Origin of the sequence: Clostridium sp. DSM 17811 (assembly GCF_018861905.1) — a bacterium.
Classification (GTDB): Bacteria; Bacillota; Clostridia; order Clostridiales; family Clostridiaceae; genus Clostridium_AD; species Clostridium_AD frigoriphilum.
The window spans coordinates 43,685-61,785 of the sequence record NZ_JAHLDU010000002.1 but is presented as its reverse complement, the minus strand read 5'-3'; the positions used below and the strand labels follow the sequence as shown (position 1 = coordinate 61,785).

Annotated in this window: 14 protein-coding genes; all 14 read right to left on the bottom strand. The window is 31.9% G+C overall.

Annotated elements, in window-relative coordinates; translation table 11 throughout:
- Positions 1-22: 22 nt before the first annotated feature.
- Positions 23-1,021, bottom strand: coding sequence for an ornithine carbamoyltransferase (argF, locus tag KPL44_RS02900; protein ID WP_253201599.1), 999 nt, complete (start codon positions 1,019-1,021; stop codon positions 23-25).
- Positions 1,022-1,072: 51 nt separating this feature from the next.
- Positions 1,073-2,296, bottom strand: a complete 1,224-nt coding sequence (gene arcA / locus KPL44_RS02895) for an arginine deiminase (protein ID WP_216247231.1) — start codon at positions 2,294-2,296, stop codon at positions 1,073-1,075.
- 550 nt (positions 2,297-2,846) lie between these two features.
- Positions 2,847-4,253, bottom strand: coding sequence for an amino acid permease (locus tag KPL44_RS02890; protein ID WP_216247230.1), 1,407 nt, complete (start codon positions 4,251-4,253; stop codon positions 2,847-2,849).
- 238 nt (positions 4,254-4,491) lie between these two features.
- A complete protein-coding gene (locus KPL44_RS02885; RefSeq protein WP_253201621.1) occupies positions 4,492-6,150 on the bottom strand; it encodes a M20/M25/M40 family metallo-hydrolase in 1,659 nt (552 codons plus the stop codon).
- A 57-nt stretch (positions 6,151-6,207) separates the two neighbouring features.
- Entirely contained in the window at positions 6,208-7,038 is an 831-nt protein-coding gene (locus KPL44_RS02880; protein WP_216247222.1) for a DNA-binding domain-containing protein, read from the bottom strand.
- Positions 7,035-8,318, bottom strand: coding sequence for an ATP-binding protein (locus KPL44_RS02875; RefSeq protein WP_216247220.1), 1,284 nt, complete (start codon positions 8,316-8,318; stop codon positions 7,035-7,037). Before KPL44_RS02875 ends, KPL44_RS02880 begins: the two co-directional genes overlap by 4 nt.
- Before the next feature lie 199 nt (positions 8,319-8,517).
- Positions 8,518-9,939 (bottom strand): amino acid permease, encoded by a 1,422-nt coding sequence (locus KPL44_RS02870; protein ID WP_216247218.1) that lies wholly within the window; start codon positions 9,937-9,939, stop codon positions 8,518-8,520.
- Between the two features lie 37 nt (positions 9,940-9,976).
- A complete protein-coding gene (ord, locus tag KPL44_RS02865) occupies positions 9,977-11,023 on the bottom strand; it encodes a 2,4-diaminopentanoate dehydrogenase (RefSeq protein WP_216247216.1) in 1,047 nt (348 codons plus the stop codon).
- Between the two features lie 55 nt (positions 11,024-11,078).
- A complete protein-coding gene (gene orr, locus KPL44_RS02860; RefSeq protein WP_216247214.1) occupies positions 11,079-12,149 on the bottom strand; it encodes an ornithine racemase Orr in 1,071 nt (356 codons plus the stop codon).
- Positions 12,150-12,210: 61 nt separating this feature from the next.
- Positions 12,211-13,608, bottom strand: coding sequence for a GlmL-related ornithine degradation protein (locus tag KPL44_RS02855; protein ID WP_216247211.1), 1,398 nt, complete (start codon positions 13,606-13,608; stop codon positions 12,211-12,213).
- A 17-nt stretch (positions 13,609-13,625) separates the two neighbouring features.
- A complete protein-coding gene (gene oraE / locus KPL44_RS02850; RefSeq protein WP_216247209.1) occupies positions 13,626-15,836 on the bottom strand; it encodes a D-ornithine 4,5-aminomutase subunit OraE in 2,211 nt (736 codons plus the stop codon).
- A complete protein-coding gene (locus tag KPL44_RS02845) occupies positions 15,836-16,201 on the bottom strand; it encodes an ornithine aminomutase subunit alpha (RefSeq protein ID WP_216247205.1) in 366 nt (121 codons plus the stop codon). The genes oraE and KPL44_RS02845 overlap by 1 nt, the downstream gene beginning before the upstream one ends.
- 18 nt (positions 16,202-16,219) lie before the next feature.
- Entirely contained in the window at positions 16,220-17,632 is a 1,413-nt protein-coding gene (gene ortB / locus KPL44_RS02840; RefSeq protein ID WP_216247203.1) for a 2-amino-4-oxopentanoate thiolase subunit OrtB, read from the bottom strand.
- Positions 17,633-17,673: 41 nt separating this feature from the next.
- Complete coding sequence (gene ortA / locus KPL44_RS02835; protein ID WP_216247201.1) at positions 17,674-17,964, bottom strand: 2-amino-4-oxopentanoate thiolase subunit OrtA; 291 nt, start codon at positions 17,962-17,964, stop codon at positions 17,674-17,676.
- Between the last annotated feature and the right edge of the window lie 137 nt (positions 17,965-18,101).

Genomic DNA, 18,101 nt, shown 5'->3' with positions numbered 1-18,101 from the left:
TATAATTGTAAATTATTTTAGGCTAGTTTCCAAGTGTAGCAACCATAACAGCTTTTATTGTATGCATCCTATTTTCTGCTTCATCAAATACAATAGAATGTTTACTTTCAAATACTTCATCCGTAACTTCTAAACCTTCAAGACCATATTTTTCAAATATTTCTTTTCCTACTATAGTCTTTAAGTCATGGAATGCTGGTAGACAATGCATAAACTTAACATTCTTATTGCCTGTCTTATTAAGCATTTCCATATTAACTTGGTATGGTCTTAATAGTTTTATTCTTGATGCCCAAACTTCATCTGCTTCACCCATAGAAACCCATACATCTGTGTATATTACATCTGCATTTTTAACTCCCGCATCCACATTGTCTGTAATAGTGATTTTTGCTCCTGTTTCTTTCGCAATTTCATTACATTTTTGAACTAATGCTGTTTCTGGGAATAAGCTCTTAGGTGACACGATTCTAAAGTCCATACCCATTTTAGCAGCACCTATCATCAATGCATTTGCCATATTGTTTCTTCCGTCACCTGCGTATACAAATGAAATGTCGCTTAATGGTTTGTCAAAGTGTTCTTTTATAGTTAAAAAATCTGCAAGAATTTGTGTTGGATGATCCTCAGTTGTTAAACCGTTCCATACAGGTACTCCTGCGTATTTAGCTAAATCCTCAACAACTTCTTGACCATATCCTCTATATTCTATTCCATCATACATTCTTCCAAGAACTCTTGCTGTATCTGCTACAGATTCTTTCTTACCAATTTGAGTCCCTGTAGGTCCAAGGTAAGTTACATGTGCTCCTTGGTCAAGTGCTCCTACTTCAAAAGCACATCTTGTTCTTGTAGAACTCTTTTCAAATATTAGAGCGATATTTTTACCTTTTAAGTTTTGCTTTTCTGTACCTGCATACTTAGCTTTTTTTAAATCCGCAGCTAAATCTAAAAAGTAGTTTATTTCCTTTGGAGTAAAGTCCATCAAAGTTAAAAAGTTTCTGTTTCTTAAGTTAAACATAATAATTCCTCCTAAAATTTTTATTTGTATATTATCATATTATCATTGTTATTATAAGTTATCTCTATTTAGTGGCATACTCATACACCTTGGGCCGCCTCTTCCTCTTGATAATTCAGCACTTGGCATTGTTATAACTGTTATACCACGTTTTGCTAAAATTTCATTTGTAATATAATTTCGTTCATAAGTTATAACCTTTCCTGGTGCAATAGCTAGAGTGTTTGATCCATCATTCCATTGTTCTCTTGCCGCTACAATAGAGTCACCACCACCGCATCTTATTAATTCAACTGAAGGTACCTTTAATGCTGATTTTAATACATTTTGCAATATATCTTTTTCTTGTTTAATATTTATTTCCCCATTAAGACCTTTTGTAATTTCAAAAACATTAAGTGGTCCTTCTATCTCTGGGTGTATTGTAAATTTATCATAATCAACCATAGTAAATACAGTATCAAGATGCATAAATGCTCTGCTAGATGGAATTTCTAATACTAATACTTTTTCAAAAGAAGTATGTTTTGCAAACAAATTTCTTGCTACCACTTCTATAGCTTCAGGTGAAGTTCTTTGACTACATCCTATTGCAAGAGTTGTAGCAGATAATACAAGTTCGTCCCCACCTTCTATATTATTAGGAAGCGTCCTATCATACCAAAGTGGTACTTCCTGTGCTTTAAAAGATTTATGATATTTATGAATAAATTCTAGAAACAACGTCTCACGCCTTCTTGCTTCAGTTTGCATAGTATTTATAGTAATACCATTTCCAATTGAAGCACCCGGGTCGCGAGTAAAGTAAAGATTAGGCATAGGATCTAAATAGAATGGATAATTGTTTCCTATTAATCCTCTTAGTGAATGCATTTCTTTAACATCAACATCATTTTTTCTAACTCCAGCCATAAGTATATCAATCATTTCTCTTGTGGACTTTGACATTAAATAAGCATAAAGAGATTTATATATTTCTTTATTACTAATGTGACTTTCTTGTAAAAACTGCTGTAAAAATATTTTTTTTACTTTATCATCTTCCAAAGCCTCTGTAACAAGTTCTTCTAAATAAAGAACCTCTACATCGTTTTCTTTTAAAAGCTTTGCAAATATATCGTGCTCTTTTCTCGCTACCTCTAAATAAGGAATATCATCAAAAAGCAATCTTTCAAGAAGTTCTGGTGTTAAATTTTCTATTTCTCTACCTGGTCTATGTAACATTACTTTATTAAGTTTTCCTATTTCCGAAGTTACATTTATAAATGAATCCATGATATTTCATCTCCCTATCATTTCTTTTGATGTCTTCATTATAAAGTCTTTCATTTCATAAAGAAAACCCCTTATTATACCATTTTTCTACATATATAGTGTCTATTAGGTTTAGCTCTTATTTATAATCCCCTTTATGTCTTAATCTCCATTTTACGTTATAATTATATATATATTACTACTTGCAAATTTCAAACAACGGATTGATTGTATATATATTCACAATGTTCTAATTTATAATGTATAACACAAAAATTATAGCATAAACATACATAAAAGTTTTTTTTGGTTTTTTATACGCATAATTGCATAATAATGCTAAAGTTAAAGTTATATGCCTTATATACTATTAATCTTAGTGCTTATATTTATGCACTTTTGCTTATTTTTCCCAATAATAATCATTGAAATCGTTGCCAAATTTAGTATTGTTAACAGTTTATTCATAATATTCAACCCTAAAATCAGAGAATAAATTTAAAATAAAAAAATAATTTCTGTATTATACAGAAATTATTTTTTTGCTTCGTAATAACTTGTTTTTCACCAATTAAAAAACATTAGTATTTTTTATCTTTTTAGAGAAGTACTTAAACGAAACATATAATATTATAATTGTTGGAACCCCTGTAATAACAGCTATTTTTTCTGTTGGATCAAATATCATAGCAATTACGATTATGCCATATAATATAAGCGCTAAAATTGGAGTTACTGGATAAAATGGAGTTCTATATTTTAAATCCTCAACCTTATTCCCTTCTGATATATAACGTTTTCGAAATCTCATTTGACATATACAATCTATTGAATAAATGAATATATCAATGCTAGCGAGAAGAGAGATTAAGAAAAGATAAACTGTATCCGCTGCTATAAAACTGGAAACAATCGCAAATGATGCAAACGCAATAGAAATAGCAAGTGAGTATATTGGAACTTTATTTTTATTTAGTTTTGCTAATATTTTTGGTGCTTGTTTATGCTTTGCAAGAGACCACAATGTCCTTGTACTTGCATATAAAAAGCCATTTGCTGACGAAAGTGCTGATGTGACAACAATTATATTCACTAAAAGCGCAGCTGAACTTATCCCAGCGCTTTTAAACATATAAGCAAAAGGACTACCTGCAAGGTTTGCTTCTCTCCAAGGAAGAACACACCCAATTAAAATAACACATACCACATAAATTAGGGTTATAGAAATTACATATCCTTTTATGGCTTTTGGCATTTCAACTCCAGGGTTTTTACTCTCACCTGCTGCAGTTGCAATAAGGTCTGACCCACCAAATGCAAAGATAGCAGATAACATACATACAACAATAGCTTTAAACCCATTAGGAAATGCTCCTCCATCATTTACAAAATTCGTGAACCCAATAGATTTCCCTCCAATAACACCTGTCATAATTCCAATTCCTACAATAACAAAGAGAGCTACAGCGATAATCTTAACACTTGCAAACCAAAATTCTGTTTCACCATAGTTACGAGCTGGAAGTACATTAAGTAAAATTAATAAGATAGTAAAAGCAACAATCCAAACTAGTGAACTTACAGTAGGAAATATGTTTTTCATTATAATTGCTGAAGCAACCAATTGAGCTGTAACTGTTACCGCACAACTTATCCACTTCATCCAACCAGACGTAAATCCTATTGCTGGGCTAATAAATTCTGTTGCATAAGCTTGCACATTACCTGAAACTGGCATTGCCACTGTTAGTTCTCCAAGACATGACATCATTAGATACATAATTAATGCGCCAATCAAATATGCAACCACCGCGCCCCCAGGTCCCGCATTGTGTATAACATAACCTGAGGCTAAAAATATTCCCGTACCTATAGTTGAACCAAGTGTGTACATTTGAATGTGTCTACTTGATAAACTACGTTCAAGTCCTTTAGATTTATTAAGTACCTCTTTTATTTCATTGTTATTTGATTCCATTCTACATTCCCCCTTCATTTAATACTTTGGTAAGCATGTAAATTTAAAATCTAGCCCTTGTTTCTAAATAGATTAAGTAATCGTTTTCTTTTTTTGTTTAAAAATATAAATTGATTTATCTCCCTTCATCCCTTTCTTATTCTTTTATTATAAAATCATCCTTTCAAAAACATTCAATTTACATCAAAAAAATATTTAAGATTATAAATATTTTTTATTTATAATCTTAAATATTTTCTTAATTGTTTTTTAAAACATATTCAATAACACCAGCAATTAATCTTGGTGTTTGTCTTATTACATCAAGCGTAAAAACTCTTTCTGTAAACTTATGCAGATCCTTTCCATAAGGACCTATATTTATGCTTGGAATATTTAATTGTTTTATAGTTTCGAAGGGAATATCATACATGTTTTTCCAAAGTGGCATATTAAATTCTATATGTGGTATTACGTTCTCACTTTCATTCAAGGCTGCATAACTCATATCAGAAATACCCATGAAATAATTTCTCTTACTATAAGTTTCATAACACACTTCCCTCGCAATACGAACTACCTCATTGCCAATATCTGATACATTATTATCTAATTCTTTAAAATCATTAATTGATATATGAGGATAATAAGGTGGAGAAAATGCTATAACCACCATTGGTGTTTTATCTGTAATATATTCTAACGTTTTGCAGATTAGAGCCATATTACTCTCAGGCATACTAATGATGTCATTTTTTATATCTATTTTTAATTTATCAATAGTTAAATGATAATCTAAGAGAAATTTTTCTCCAGATTGTTCAATGGCATCATTATATATTTGTGAAAAGGTTTTAACATTTGTCTTCCAAGGAAGTTTACGTTCGACTTCATTTTTCTTATTTAGATAATTACTGTAGTTTTTATTCATTTTGCATATAACATTTTCAAATGTTTGTTTAGAAATTTCAAGTAATTGCTCAAGTATTATCTTTGGCGTTCGCTTAAGGGTTAAGACACTAAAATATCCACCTGCAGAATCTGGTATAGACGCATCGTAACATTTTTTCCCATCTCTAAAATAGTTCCAGGAAGGTGGCGGTGATACTTCATTCTCTACAACATCTGAGAAATCCGAATTAAGTTCCGTTTCACTTGCAATTTGCGATAATAAAAGGAGCGGATTAAATCCTTGAAAAATGTCACCAATATGAGTTTTTTTACCTCTTACATACACAACAGGCATTAATTTTCCAACCGAACCTGTATGAAATACACCTTCATTGTTTTCCGTCTTCTGGTGTGGCTCTGAATCGATTAAAATAGTATATTCCAAATCAAATTTATTCTTGATTTTTTCCAATAGCTCTGCACTACTTCTCATTCCCAGCGATAATGATTCCTCATCAGCGACCGATATAAAGAGAATATTACCATTAAAATTTTGCTGCTTTGAAAAAGCTTCAATAATTGACAACTGAATTGCAATGCCTGCTTTCATGTCTGCAGCTCCTCTTGCAAAGATCCATTCTCCGCTTATTAAATCCTCTTCAACATCTTTTGCTAATTCAACATTTTTGAGCATTTCTCTAAGTAACGCAGGTTGATAAGCATAAGTTTTTAGAGTTTGATAATCATAAGCATCTACAACATCATGATGATTGAGAAGAATAACTGTTTTTCTCCCAACTCCTTTAACCAACCCCCATACGACGGCTCGTTCTAATGAATCATTCTTAAGTGGATAACTTCCCAAGCTATTTGTATTACTTTTAAAATAATCTAACTTTTGTAACCAATTATATAGATATTTTTCAATATCTTTCTCAAGGGACGTTCCTGTATCACTTTGTATTGAAATTAATTCTTCTAAAGTGTCTTTTATTTTTTTTTCATAATCTTCCATTAGGACACTCATCACGAATAACACCTCCAGATATACTAGTTAAATAAACATTGTTATTTCTTATATTTTCTAGTCTATTTCACATTTAAGTAAAAGTCCTTCAAAAAATTTATTTATAGATATTTTTCCTCTTATACTATTTATACCTTTTATATGATCCATTTCGGCTTTAACACTTGAAAAATTAAACAGGACATTTGAATAAGTACAAAATGTTTCACTCATTGTATCCTCAATTCCTAAGTTTGCGATATTCTCCAGTCCATCTTTAATAGCTCTTCTAATTCTTTGTTTTACAACCTCTGGATTATCACCAAAACAAGCAAAAAGTTTTTCTAAATCACATTCGAAAAAAGATTTATTATTTTCAATAAGATATGTACATATTTTAATTATGTCTGTTGTTCCTTTTTCACCAAGCATACCCATCATACTTAAAATGTGTTTTATTTCCTTTAAGTTACCATTTATATCTTTACCTTGCCTTGAAGAGCCTTTTAGCATCTTTTTAATGTTAGATAACATTCTTTGCATATCTATTTTTTCTGCAACTTTTGAGGTTACCTTTTGTACTTCAATTTTATTTATAGGTTTCTTTATAAAAAATTCTATTCCTGATTTATATGAATCTGCAACAAGTGTCCTATCTAAAACCTGAGATATCATAATAAAACAAATGTCCGTTCTTAAAATTTTAAGCTCACGTACAAGAGTATTTCCATCCATTTTTGGCATAAGAAGATCTACGAGAACAATGTCAGGGTTTAATAAAAGTATTTGATTAAACCCTGTTTCTCCATCATTTGAGCTACCTATAACTTCAAACAAATTATTCTCTTCTATTATATTTGTAAGTATTCTCACTATACTTATATCATCATCAACAATATAGTATCTCATACAGATACCCCTTCCATATTATCTTCTTTTATTTTTATAGTAAATTCAGTTCCTTTTCCTAATGTAGACTGCACCTCTATGGTACCCACAAAAACATCATTAATAATACCTTTTACATGGGCAAGCCCTATACCCCTACAAATATCACCTGTCTGTGTATTAAATTTAGTTGAAAATCCTGGATTAAATATAAATTCAATATCTTCTTCTTTTATACCTTTTCCATTATCTGTTACAACAAAAATACAGTCATATTCACTTTTCTTAATTAAAATTTTGACATGCCCATTTTTTATATCTTCCATCGCTTCAATGCTATTATAAATAAGGTTTCGCAATATACAAACTATATAAAAATGCTCTACTACATTAAAATTATCCTCTAGCTTAAACTCTAAGTACACGTTGAATTTATTTATTTTTATATATTCCAATACATCAATTTTAATAATGTTTACAATATCTTTAATATTCATTTTAACCGTATCCGCTTCTGTCGTATCTGTTTTCTTACCAACCATTTCTTCTAACCCTTTTATAACACTTATATAATCTTTTTTTATTTCATGTACGTCTTTTGCTATATCAAGAGAAAGATTTTTTAGTTCAGTAGGATACTTTTGTTCCGATATGGTTTTGTAAAGTAGATATGCTTTTTTCATAACACCTTCAATATCTGAATTGTTTTTGTTCATAAAATATATTTCGCTTTTCATGCTTGAAGTCATTAAAATTAATTTTCTATATCTTTCTTCATGTTCTTCCTTTATTAATAAAGACTTATAATATTTTAGTAACAATATTATACATACTGTAATTATAGCCCTTACAATTGCTATAATTGCTAAATCTTGAAACATTATATAACTATATCCTCTAAAACGAAGCATAATACTTATTTCTATAATGTTTGAAAAAAAGTCACATAAAAATGCTGAAAAAAATAAGTCTGTAAGACCTTTTTTTTCTTTTTTCCAATACAATAAATAAAATAATATGCCATATGAAAAATAAAATAAAACATCTGCACCTATAATACCAATGGTTATATGCAAATTATTAGTACCAAAGTATAAAAACATTCCTCTATAAATTGGAGAGATAATACCAGTTGCAAAGAGAATTTCTATAGGATTAAATTGTTTATAAAAATAAAGAAAAACAGGCAATATAACAATAGATAAAGTTACGATAAAACCTGGCAGAAAAAAATTAATATTAATTTGGGATGCTAGGGCAACCCCTATGGCAATAATAAAAACAGGTTTTATTCTCTTCATTTTATTAGACATTTGCTCAAACAACATTTTTCTCCTTAAACTTCTATATTTAAAATCTATTATATAACCTATATAATTTCCGCATATACAACTCTATAATAATAAATTCAGAAGGAGATTTAGAGTCCCTCTGAATTTATTTTTGTTATAACATATTATTTATACTTATAAAAATGGGTACTTTCCTTCTGAAATGTTACTACACAGAAATTTTACCCATAGCTGCTGCTATTATCATAATAACCGCCACTATAATAATAGCGACCATAGCCAACTTTTCTTTAGACGTAATAACTTCATTTTTTTCTTTTTTAGCTTTTAAATAAAAACCTATACCTACTGCATAAATTACAACAGCTAAACCTAAATATCCAATTCCCACTGCATATATAACATAAACTGAATAAATACCTGCAATTATTGATATAATTTTTTCTTTAATATGTCCGCCTTCTTTATTATATACTTTATATGCAAACATAGATGATAATAAGTATGGTATTAATATATTAGTTGTACACATATGAGTTGCTACATAGTAAGCCTTTTGTAGTGCTGGTGATAACATAGCTAAAAGACCTATTTGTGTTGCAAGCATTGAAAATAAAAGAGCATTTGTAGGTACATTTTTACTATTATTCTTTTTAAACCATTTAGGCATTAGCCCATCTTGCTTCGCTGGAACATACAATATTTCTGTGGTTAACAAAAGCCAGCAAAGGAGTGCTCCTATAAGTGAAATTAAAATTCCAACTTTAACTATCATAGCCCCCGCGCTTCCTAAAGCTGTTTGTGCTAAAACAGCTGCTAATGGCGTTTGTGCTGCAACTAAAGCTTTAGCTGGCAGAATACCCATTGATAATATAGATATTGATACATAAAGTGTTGCCGTTATAGCAAGTGAAATTATTGTTCCTTTACCAACTAGTATTTGTGATTCTGCTCTTTGTGATAAGACTACTAGACCTTCAACACCCACAAAACACCATAAAATTGTCCCCATTGCTCCACTTATCTGTTTTCCTAAATTAACACTGTCTCCACTTGATGCTAAAACAGTCTGCCAATTATCAACATTAAATATACCTAGCTTAAAAGCTGAAAAACCAAATATAATTACTAAGATTAGTGGTATTACTTTTCCAATTGTAACTACTAAATTCAGGATACCAGCTTGCCTTATACCCCTCCTTATTACAAAATAGTATGACCACAAAAGGATAGATGCAAATATGAATGATAAAATAGGAGGCATTGAATATCCTTCTCCTATTAAACTATTGATAGTCTTAAAAATTAAAATAACAAATGCAATATTCCCAAGGAAAGAACTTGTAAAGTAACCCCAAGCTGAATTAAACCCTACAAAGTCACCATATCCTTCTTTTGCATATGAATAAATTCCTCCCTTTAATTCCGGTTTTTTATTTGAAAGCAAGTAAAATACCAACCCTAGCATAACTACGCCGAAAACTCCAATACCCCATGAAATAAGGACTGCCATTGGATTTGTTGTTGATATTAGGTCCGTTGGGCTATTGAAAATACCTGATGCAATCATAGTACCAATGCCTAAAGCTACAAGTAGCCCAAGACCTAATTTTTTATTATCTTCTTCCATTATAAAAAACTCCCCCTTAATGTTCGTTTATTCTACTTTATTTTACTAAATCTCTTACATCACCTATTATAGCTCTTGGAACTGGTAAATCAAGCATTGTTTTTAGTCCTGGCTCTGAATTCATTACAAGTGGAATCATATTAACACATATAGCAATTGTAGCAATGCCTCCTGGTATCTCTGGTTTTATTTGGAGATTCAAGTTTGGAACTCCCTTAATTGTAATATAATCTCCAGTATCAACGTTCTCAAGTTCTGGTCTTATCTGTTGAGGATGCTCCATTGTAGCAAATACTTTATCTCCTAAACTTGCATATCCCAATTGGCTACATCCAGCAACTTCTCCAGCTTCCACCGAAACAATATCCGTGCTGCGTGGTACAGTTGTAACAATTGGTGATTTTTCTTGTCTAATATTATTGAACTTGATATTAAACGCTTCTTCAAACATTCCAAAAGATTGCAAGAATCCAACGTGTCCATCTACTGTATTGTCTTTAACTCCTTGTATAAATTCTTCTGGTTTTAATCCTATACCTTGCTCAACCATAACTGCTTTACCAAAACAAGCTAAATCATTTACTCTAGTAGCCTTTATGCTATCAACCGTATCAGAAACTCCTGTAAGCATTATAGCAACTAAATCCATTATAAATCCAGGATTTACTCCAGTTCCTAATATTGAGATCTTATTTTCTTTAGCTATTCTATCCATATCATCTGATAATTTTGGATCCATTGCTCTTGGGTATGACATCTCTTCAGCTGTTGTTACGATATCCATGCCAGCTTCTGCTGCCATTTTTATTAATGGAAATACAACTTTTGTAAAGGAAGCTGTTGCAATAAGACAAACATCTGCAAAACTCTTCTTTATAACATCCATAGAATTTCTAGTAACAGTGCAAGAATTATCTTCATTTGCTTTTACACCTAACACTTCATAAAGTTTTTTGCCAACCTTATTGGGATCCATATCAATAGCTCCAACGATAGTAAATCCTTTTTTGCTGAGTACCATTTTAGCAATACCGCTTCCCATTGAACCTAATCCCCAAACAACAACTCTTATTTTATTTTTCATAATATGTTCCTCCTTAAAATTTTAATATTTAATTTCATATAATGCAAACTAATTTTTAATTATTATAATACTTTTCGACATAAGGGGATGTCATTGCCTTAAGTAAACATCCATAATCTATTTTAAACTCCACTATACTTCCCACTATTAATTGTTTTTTACTATCAGTAACATCTAAAATCAGATGATCACTACTTGCACCAAAAATACTTATGTCATTGTCCAAAGGAGTTATCCCCTCTACCCTTATATCTTGTCTTCCTAATGCTATAATGGCTCTTTTTCTTATTCCTTTATCTTCAAAAGAAGGAATATGTCCAAACGCATCCATTCCTATAGTACCTGTTGGCAACGTTGGTTTGCTCTTTATTTCAACTATTTCACCGCTGAGTATAAAAGCATCATCATAGCAATTAGGCACTGGTTTTCCAAAAGAAGTTTCTCGACCAAGAACTATTGCTTCTCCAATTCGAAGCTGATTAATTTCTTTTGGCATTGTATCATTAATCACCATATATAAACTACTAGAATTTCCTCCTGAGATTACAGGTAATTTTAAATCAAATGTTTTTTCTATCTCAATTTTTAACTTTGTAAGCTTGCCTAAGTTTTCACTATCCGGAATTACTCCACCGTAACAAGTAACATTGGTTCCAATGCCTATTAGCTTAATATTATCTAATTTTACTATTTTACTGACACTGGAAACTACATCGTTAATTAATACCCCTTCTCTTAAGTCTCCCAAATCCACCATTAATATAATATTATGGATCTTATTTAATTTCTTTGCAGCTTTTGCTAACTGCTCTATTGTGTCTATTTCCGAATTCAAGCTACAATCACTATACCTCACAACATCATAAACTTCGCTTATCATTGGAATTCTAAGTAGCATTTTTTTACAATTCAAATCCTTTAATTTTTTTAAATTTAATATTCTAGAATCTCCAACCATAGCTACTCCAGCTTCAAGTATAGCTTCTACAATAGGCTTTTTAGCACAATATACCTTAGTAACCGCGGCAACCTCTATATGCTTTTTATTACACATCGCTAGTATTGTTTTTACATTGTGAGTCAATTTTTTAAGATCCACTTCCATACAAGGATATTTTTTTCCCATATAGATACTCTCCTTATTTTAAACTTTTACAAATAATAATAACTAACAATCCAAAGATATATTATTTGTTTAAATTTGACTCAAATCTCTCTTCATTAATTTCCATATCCTTTGTTATCCCTAGACTTTGAATTAATAGGGCTTTCGCTACTTCTTTGTTTTCTCTACTTAAAACTCCTGCGCAGGCCATAATATAGTTTTTGTCAATTAGTACTTCAGCACCTTTTTTAGGTAACATTGTAACTTCATCCTTTAAGTACCTTATTTTCAAAAGCAAATCTTCTCCCTTTGGAAGCCTTGTAAGTGCACCACCGGTACCTATTATATATTTAACCTCAGATAAATCCTTACCATAGGCTACAAACCCACTGTCACCATCATATTTTCTTTTTATAAATCCTACATGCCTATCTATTGCAACAGCTATAGCTTTCTTTGTTAGCAATCTACTTGCAAATACATCCTCCTTATCTTTTGGTATAGGTTTTATATGCTCTTTTATATATTCAGTGCTAAATTCACCTAAGTCCCTATCATCAAGTAAATCGATTACATTTTTACTGTTAATAAAAACTCCAAGATCTCCTTCTACAGTTCTTTTAGCCTTTGGTTCAGGATTTATTAACATATCTAAAACTACGCTACTTCCCTCTGTAACAGAATGCACATCGGTAGTAGCACCCCCTACATCAAGAACTACTAAGTCTCCTATTATGTCATACAAAAGTTTTGAACTTTCCATAACTGCTCCTGGTGTTGGCATTATGCTTCCATTTACCATTTCTTTTATTTTACTCATTCCAGGTGCTTTTACAATGTTTTTTTCAAAGGCTTCTTGTATTATTTTTCTTGCAGGCTCCACATTTAAAATATCTACACTTGGGTAAACATTATCTATTAGATAAATTTCTTGTCCTTCAAATATTTCTTTTATTTCTTCTCTATTTTCGCTGTTTCCACAGTAAACAATAGGAATACTAAATTTTTCGGCACTTATAAGTTCTGCATTATAAAGAGCTGTTTCCCTCTCACCATAATCCGTGCCTCCAGCAATCATTATCATATTAGGATTTATATCATGTATCCTCTTTAAATCACTCCTTCTCATTTTCCCAGCAGTAACCATTTTTATTATGCCACCAGCGCCAAGAGCTGCTTCCCTTGCAGCCTTAACAGTCATGTGCTCCATAAGACCATGAACAGTTATCCTAAGCCCACCTGCCGCACTAGATGTTGCTAGCATCTTTTCCCACGTGATTGGTTCATGTATTTGATTTTCAATATCTTTAACTGCATTCTTTAATCCTATAGTTACATCACCGTCTGTTACTGTAGTACAGCTGTTACCTTGAAAAGGTATATCTACAAAAACCTGTCCTGCCTCATCATAACATACGTTAAATGCTGTAACCAAAGTCGTGGTACTACCTATTTCAGCAACAAGATAATCTACCTTCACAAGCAATCACACTCCTTTTATTCTTCCTCTTCTTCATTATCAGGAAGACCCATTAACCTTTTAATTATGAATGATGCAACAGAGGTGCCGTTTGATCCACGTCCAAAACCAACATCCATTCCGTTTGCTTTAGCTATTTCATCTGTTACTTGTGTGCCACCTGAAACAAGTATAATCTTATCTCTTACTCCCTTTTCTATACAAAGATCACTAAGTTTTTTCATGTTCTTTGTATGAACATCATTATGACTAATTATTGTACTACAGAGTATTGCCTGAGCTTTTGACTCTATAGCTGCATCTACAAGTTTTTCTATTGGGCATGAAGTTCCAAGGAAAATTGCTTCTATACCAAATTTTTCAACTCCACCATGTTTAATATCAATAACTTCACGAACTCCAACTGAATGTTCATCTTCCCCAACAGTTGCTGCAACAACCTTTATTGGATGCTGCTTTACATAATCTTTCATTTGTTGATCTGATAGTGATTTTCTTCTCTTTGGAAGAACTAACTCATCACGTTTTATAGGTGTAAAATCACATACTCCTTTTATTTCAACTAGAGTTCCTTCAGCCTTTTGTAATACTTGTTTATGAACAATTTCTACATTTTTCAAGTTCATTCTCTTGCCCATTTCAAGGGCTGCCGCCTCACTAATCTGTTCATTTTCCGGTATACATAAAGTGATCTTTACATACCCATCTTTTGCCCATTGAACTTCAGGAATTATAGTACCATCTTCTTTAACTTTTTCCATTCTCTTAAATACATTATCATTATCATCTAGTTCATCAATATATATAATTTTGGAATGATTACACAATGTACATTCATCAATAGCATCACAAGGTTTTTTATACTCTTTTGGAACATTATTGTATCCAAAATGACCACAAACTGGTGCAAAATAATCTGATTCTCTCTTAACTATTGTCCCAACTGCATCTCCACCTAAAATCTTTCTTGCAATACCATCATCATTTCTTTCTGGGTATTGACCTGAGTCAATAAAAAATCCAGAATCTACAGCTTTAAAGTATCCACCAACCTCTAATATTTCCTCAAAGAATAAAACAGCTCTTTCTTGAATTTCTCTTGCCTTTTCTGGTAAATATCCTGTTTTCTTAAGCTCTATCATGTCCATTAATCCATCCATACCTATAAATGCTTGTTTAGCTGTGTTAATAGCATGAATATTATTATAATGCCAAGGAACATTACGTCCTTCATCAGGAGTTATTGTACTTTGAATATCTGCTGATGTTAACTCAGATATTAAAAGATTCAAAGTATGTCCTACTGTAGCTTCTCTTTCACAAGATTCTATATATTTAGTATTCATTTGAGCTCTCATTTTATATTTTTTGAAAAACTCCCTTAGTGCAACTGCATATGGTAAATCATATCTCATACAAGGTGCTGGTGCTGATGTTGGAGGTACTGTTGATAAAGAAATATTTTCTGGTTTCATTCCAACAAGCTGCGAAAAACAAGAATTTATTGCATGTTGTACCATAAGTTCTGGCATTACCTTATAACCCTTCATAGCTGTTGCATTTGCATTATGCGCACCATCTATTTGAAGCATTCCAGCATGTGCCATGATGCCTTTTGCAACTGCAGCATCAACAAAAGATCTAACCATATTAATATTTCTATAAAGAACATTGTATTGTGGATCTTGATGAGCTCCATTAACGCCTTCTTCTGCAAACATAACTGCTACATCTGGACCTGCAACGCCAGATACATAGGAATGAAAATTAATCTTTCTACCCACTTCTTCTTCTATTAAATCTATAGCTTTTCTTGTTGCCCTAATTTCTTTTCTAGTTATCGGTACCCCACCAAATCCTTCAGGGCTTCCTTCGAGTAACCCATCAAAATGACTTTGTCCCATCGTCCTAATAACCATTAAATGATCCGCACCGTGCCATGCAGCCATTCTCATTCTTCTTATATCATCTTCAAATCTACCTGAAGCAATTTCTGTGGTAATAGTTGCTCTTGGTTGTGGATCTATATTTCCAAAACTCCTTGCTGCTGGAAGAGGTTGACTCTTCTTTAAAGGTGCTGATATTTCATGATATGTGAATTCACCAACTTTTCCAGTTTCATTTTTTTCTCTCCAATGCCATCCTCTCCATTTGGGCTCATACTTATCTAGATCCTTTAATATTTCTTCAACATTAAGTTTTGTATTTTCCTCTAGCTTTTCTTGCATTAGTTGTCACTTCCTTTCATTTTTTCAGATACGACGTCCCAGCCTATTCCTTTAGAAAGTTCCACTCCTGCTTTAATATAATCTATATTTTTAAGCTTTGCATAGGTTAAAATCACGTTACCTATACCCTTACCAAGTAAATTCCATTTAATTCCATAAGATATTATGGGCTGAGCTTGTAAACTAGAAAAACCCATTCTAAGTACTACAGAACGTTCAATAGCTGGCGACGTATGAGTATATGCTAAATCAACCATAGGTTTTACTACTTGATTCGTAAGCCTCCAAAATCTGTCATACAATTGATCATTTGTTAAATTTTTTAAATGTTCTCTTCTTATTTCAAAATCATCTTCTCTTTTCATAAATTAAATACCCCCTTCCTAACATATTTCAACGTTATATTGTTTTAATATTTCTACAATTTTTTCTTTGGGCAACTTTGTTTCCAATGATAAATATTCAATATCAACCTGCTGTGCTTTATTCTCACCTAATTTCTTAATTACATTTTTCATATATGAATTTTTTAACCCTTCCATATCGATATCGGTGACTTTCACCTTTGATGGATGAGACGGAATTACTATATTCTCACCTGGTATTTGCTCCTTTGGATCACCAACATAAACTTTAATTCCATTTTCTTTAGCAAAATTAAGTTGAGGTAATAAATGTTTCCCAGCTCCCGTATATTCAGTTTCTTGAACAACTATGATAGCATCATCATCATATTCCTGAGCAATTGCAAATGCCGCTACTAAAGATACATTTCCTGCTGGTCCTCGCTCGAGTCCTTCTAGCTGTGCTAATATTTCAGTCATCCAAAATACATCGCCTTGAGTAGTTGTTACATATCTATCTAAATATCTTAAAGGTCTAGCCGCACTTCTAGGTACATCTGACCTATCAGGATTCGTCATAAATGGAATCCCAAATCCTGTATGCCCTGTAGTAAACGATTTCTTGTTGAAGTCTATATCAGATGCCATATGAAGACCTGAAAGATCAACTGATGCTCCTATTATCTTTGTCTTTGTAGAACCAGCTCTAATAAGCCCTCTTGCCGTACCAGTAACATTGCCACCACCTGCATGAGTTATAATAACAGCATCCGGCTCTTTCCCTAATTTTTCTCTGCACTGCTCAGCTATCTCATATCCTAATGTTTCAATTCCGGCTACTCCATAAGATGAATATAATGAAGCATTATAATAACCTGTATCTTCAAGTATTTTTAGGTAAGTATAAAATAATTCAGGACCTACAGAAAGTCTAACAACTTCTGCTCCAAATCCTTCACATTTTCTTCCTTTTTCTAATATCTCCGGTTGCCCTACTTTTCTTGAATCATAACATTCGTTTGCTATTATGCATTTAAGACCTCTTATATTTGCTTGTGATGCAACTGCAGCTCCATAATTACCTGAAGTAGCTGCTCCAACGCCAGTGTATCCTCTCTTCATTGCATCAAATACAGATACACACGCTCTTCTATCTTTAAAACTTCCGGATGGGTTAGCACTTTCATCTTTTACAAATATTCTAGCCGCATGTCCAGTCGTTGATACCTTTCTTGCAAGTTTTGTTATATTTCTTAATTCTAGAAGTGGAGTATTTCCTACTCCCACCTCGTTTTGAATTCTTTTAACTTCTTCAAACGAATATTCAACATCACTCATCAAAGCTTCATAATCAAATGAAATCTTGCCAGTTTCATATTTACTATAATCTATCCCTATAGATTTTAGAATTATATCATTCTTTCTAGACATAAGCTTTTCATATTTATTCACAATGTATAACCTCCTATTAAAATAGATTTAAATTCATTATTTTACTGAGATATCATCGCTCTGGCTTGTTTTCCTATATTACTTATTTCTTCAACATACTTACCATATGTGTGGTAATATCCTGGTTCTATTTGAACGACTATTCCTCTAGCGATTCTACCTACATTACTTTCAACATCTACCTCATTTCCTAATTCACAATCACTGAGACACTTTCCCCGTATCCAGCATTTAAGAGGAGTTTTCTTTGTCTCATCTGGAATGTTATTAGCTCTATCTTTTGGTGTTAAAACGATCTCTTCTACTTCAACCCAGGTGCCTTTCTTAATCATAATTTTACCTCCCAAAATCAAAATTATTATTAAAGTATTTTATTAATATACTTATTTTAATAGTAGCAATTATCATGCCAAATAGAAACACACGTATTTAAGCCATTGCTTAAATACGTGTGTTTTTTATTTGCAAA

Coding starts and splice junctions, on each gene's coding strand:
- argF (WP_253201599.1), bottom strand. CDS start 1,021: ATGTTTAACTTAAGAAACAGAAACTTTTTAACTTTGATGGACTTTACT.
- arcA (WP_216247231.1), bottom strand. CDS start 2,296: ATGGATTCATTTATAAATGTAACTTCGGAAATAGGAAAACTTAATAAA.
- KPL44_RS02890 (WP_216247230.1), bottom strand. CDS start 4,253: ATGGAATCAAATAACAATGAAATAAAAGAGGTACTTAATAAATCTAAA.
- KPL44_RS02885 (WP_253201621.1), bottom strand. CDS start 6,150: ATGAGTGTCCTAATGGAAGATTATGAAAAAAAAATAAAAGACACTTTA.
- KPL44_RS02880 (WP_216247222.1), bottom strand. CDS start 7,038: ATGAGATACTATATTGTTGATGATGATATAAGTATAGTGAGAATACTT.
- KPL44_RS02875 (WP_216247220.1), bottom strand. CDS start 8,318: ATGAAGAGAATAAAACCTGTTTTTATTATTGCCATAGGGGTTGCCCTA.
- KPL44_RS02870 (WP_216247218.1), bottom strand. CDS start 9,939: ATGGAAGAAGATAATAAAAAATTAGGTCTTGGGCTACTTGTAGCTTTA.
- ord (WP_216247216.1), bottom strand. CDS start 11,023: ATGAAAAATAAAATAAGAGTTGTTGTTTGGGGATTAGGTTCAATGGGA.
- orr (WP_216247214.1), bottom strand. CDS start 12,149: ATGGGAAAAAAATATCCTTGTATGGAAGTGGATCTTAAAAAATTGACT.
- oraE (WP_216247209.1), bottom strand. CDS start 15,836: ATGCAAGAAAAGCTAGAGGAAAATACAAAACTTAATGTTGAAGAAATA.
- KPL44_RS02845 (WP_216247205.1), bottom strand. CDS start 16,201: ATGAAAAGAGAAGATGATTTTGAAATAAGAAGAGAACATTTAAAAAAT.
- ortA (WP_216247201.1), bottom strand. CDS start 17,964: ATGATTAAGAAAGGCACCTGGGTTGAAGTAGAAGAGATCGTTTTAACA.